Source organism: Paracoccus binzhouensis (assembly GCF_016446475.1).
In the GTDB taxonomy this organism is placed as follows: Bacteria; Pseudomonadota; Alphaproteobacteria; order Rhodobacterales; family Rhodobacteraceae; genus Paracoccus; species Paracoccus binzhouensis.
This window is the reverse complement of record NZ_JAEHFP010000211.1, coordinates 1-3,040: the sequence shown is the minus strand read 5'-3', so window position 1 is coordinate 3,040 and position 3,040 is coordinate 1. Positions and strand designations below refer to the sequence as shown.

The window sequence follows — 3,040 nt, the reverse complement described above, 5'->3', positions numbered from 1 at the left end:
CCGGCGCCGGCCGGCCTGGACCGGGCCGGTCGCGGACTGGCGCGAGGCGCGGCCCGGTATCGCCGTGCCGCCGGGGCTGAGCCTTGCCGAGATCCGCCTGGTGCCGGCGAAGCGCTTCTCCAATCGCAACCTGATGTTCGACGGCGGCCCGGTCTGGCCGGATTTCGACAACATGCCGATCGTGCGCCACCGCGCGCATGGCCACCATCACGATGTGAATGCCCGCCCGGGCTGGCGCCGCGGCCCGCGCCTGGACGAGCCGGTGATCTGGGGCGGGCGCTGCTTTTTCCATTTTGGCCACCTGGTGGCCGAGCATGTCAGCCGCCTGCCGCCGGCGCTTTATCGCCACCCGGAGGCGCGGGTGCTGTTCACGCTGCCGCCCGGCAAGATGATCGGCGAGGTGCCGGGATTCTTCTGGGCGGTCATGGCCTGGCTGGGCCTGCATCCCGACCGTATCGGCTTCGTGACCGGCCCCTGCCGCGCCGCGCGGCTGCATGTCTATCCCCAAGCGGAATACTTGGGCCCGGATGCGCCGCCCGACTGGTATCTCGACCTGCTGGACGAGTTGCCGCGGCTGAACCGGCTGGAGCCGATCAGGAACGAGGTGCTTTACGTGCATCGCCTGGGCGAGGCCGCCAAGGGCAACGGCTCCAATCCCGGCGAGGCAGCGCTGGTCGCCGCGCTCACCCGCGCCGGCATTGCGATCATGGACCCCGGCAAGGAAAGCCTCGAGCGGCAGATGGCGTTCTATGCCGGGGCCAAGCTGCTGATCTTCGCCGAAGGCTCGGCCATGCACGGCCGCCAATTGCTGGGCCGGGTCGACCAGAAGATCCTGGTCCTGCGGCGGCGACCGCACAGCACGCTTGCCAAGGCGCATCTGACCGCACGCTGCCGCGAGCTGGAATACGCGCCCATCATCAAGGCTTTCGCCCGACCGCTCAGGGCGGATGGCTCGCCGATCCCGGTCCGGGGCGTCGCATTCTACAATATCGGAGCCCTGCTTGCGATTCTGGCCCGACACGGCATCGACATCGAGGCGCATTGGCGACCGGCGGAGTATCGCGCCGCCGCGCTGGCCGATGCCCGCGCCTGGCTGCGCGCGATCCAGGCGCAGCGGGATGTGGATCGCACAAGCACCATGCAGCATCTCCGGGTCGAATTTGAACGCGCCGGATTTTCGGAGGCGCTTTAGCGTCTCCGCCCCGCTGGCCGCCCCCTGCCTCCCCATGTGCGCGCCCTCTGCCCCCGCGCCCGTGAAAAGCCAAAGGCCGCCCCGGGGGGCGGCCTGGCCGTCGTCGCGATATCCCGTCTCCGGGATCATCCGACCATGTCGCGCGCGGGCGGGGCCGGAACCCCGCCCCGCTGCATCACTTCAGGATCTTCGACACCACGCCGGCGCCGACCGTGCGGCCGCCCTCGCGGATGGCGAAGCGCAGCTTCTCCTCCATCGCGATCGGCGCGATCAGCTCGACCGTGAACTTCAGGTTGTCGCCCGGCATCACCATCTCGGTGCCCTCCGGAAGCTTCACCGTCCCGGTCACGTCCGTGGTCCGGAAGTAGAACTGCGGACGGTAGTTCGCGAAGAACGGCGTGTGACGGCCACCCTCTTCCTTGGTCAGGATATAGGCCTCGGCCTCGAACTCGGTATGCGGCGTCACCGAGCCGGGCTTCGCCAGAACCTGGCCGCGCTCGACCCCGTCGCGGTCGATGCCGCGCAGCAGCGCCCCGATGTTGTCGCCGGCTTCCCCGCGGTCCAGCAGCTTGCGGAACATCTCGACCCCGGTGCAGGTGGTCTTCTTCGTCGGACGGATGCCCACGATCTCGAGCTCGTCGCCCACGTTCACCGCGCCGCGCTCAACCCGGCCGGTCACAACCGTGCCCCGGCCCGAGATCGAGAACACGTCCTCGATCGGCATCAGGAACGGCTGGTCAACCGCGCGCTCGGGCGTCGGGATGTATTCGTCCACCGCCGCGATCAGCGCCCGGATCGAATCCTCGCCGATCTCCTTGTCGCGGCCTTCCAGCGCCGCCAGCGCCGAGCCCTTGATGATCGGGATGTCGTCGCCGGGATAGTCGTAGGACGACAGCAGCTCGCGCACTTCCATCTCGACCAGTTCCAGCAGCTCCGGGTCGTCCACCTGGTCGACCTTGTTCAGGTAGACCACCATGTAGGGAATGCCGACCTGGCGGCCCAGCAGGATGTGCTCGCGGGTCTGCGGCATCGGGCCGTCGGCGGCGTTCACCACCAGGATCGCGCCGTCCATCTGCGCAGCACCCGTGATCATGTTCTTCACGTAGTCGGCGTGGCCGGGGCAGTCCACGTGGGCATAGTGCCGGTTCTCGGACTCGTATTCCACATGCGCGGTCGAGATCGTGATGCCGCGCGCACGCTCCTCGGGGGCGCCGTCGATCTGGTCATAGGCCTTGAATTCACCGAAATACTTGGTGATCGCAGCCGTCAGCGTCGTCTTGCCGTGGTCAACGTGACCAATCGTCCCGATGTTGACGTGCGGTTTCGTCCGTTCAAACTTTGCCTTTGCCATCATGGCCTCCTATCGGGGGGGCCACCCGCGCGACAGCCCCCGTCGTGAAACATCCGCCGCGACTTATAATCGTGCCGGGGAAAAATCAAGGGCGCGCCAGCCTTTGCCGCGCCCTCTGTGACCGTGGAACCGGAGCGCCGTGAAGGCGTTGGAATCGCGCAGACAAGGCTGCCCGGCCCGGCGGCCCCGCAACGCATCCGGAGGAACGAGATGAGCCTGATGAAATCCCTCGCCCGCGTCGCGGCTGGCGTCATGCTGGCCAAAGGCATCGGAACCATGATGAAGAACGCCCAGAACCGCCCGCGCTCGGGCGGCGGGCAGGGGTCCAGCGGGTTGCTGGGCGACCTGTTCGGCAACAATACCGGCAGCGCCGGCAGCCGCTCGACCGGCTCGGGCGGGCTGGGCGACATGCTGGGCCAGGTGCTCGGCGGGCGCTCGGGCGGCGCGGGCGGCGGCAGCGCCTATGGCGGCGCGCATTCGCCGCGCAGCGCCGGCAG

2 protein-coding genes and 1 pseudogene are annotated in these 3,040 nt (G+C 68.6%); 2 read left to right on the top strand and 1 reads right to left on the bottom strand.

Translation table 11 applies throughout. The features are described 5' to 3' along the window. On the top strand, positions 1-1,192 hold a 1,192-nt coding region (locus I9P22_RS23840; protein WP_199262679.1), incomplete at its 5' end, for a glycosyltransferase 61 family protein. A gap of 175 nt (positions 1,193-1,367) precedes the next feature. On the opposite strand, the gene tuf is transcribed toward I9P22_RS23840, so the two are convergent. Further along, positions 1,368-2,543, bottom strand: coding sequence for an elongation factor Tu (gene tuf / locus I9P22_RS23835; RefSeq protein ID WP_199262677.1), 1,176 nt, complete (start codon positions 2,541-2,543; stop codon positions 1,368-1,370). 210 nt (positions 2,544-2,753) lie between these two features. Between tuf and I9P22_RS23830 the strand changes: the two are divergent. Next, positions 2,754-3,040 (top strand): annotated as a pseudogene (locus I9P22_RS23830) (DUF533 domain-containing protein); the annotation flags it as partial.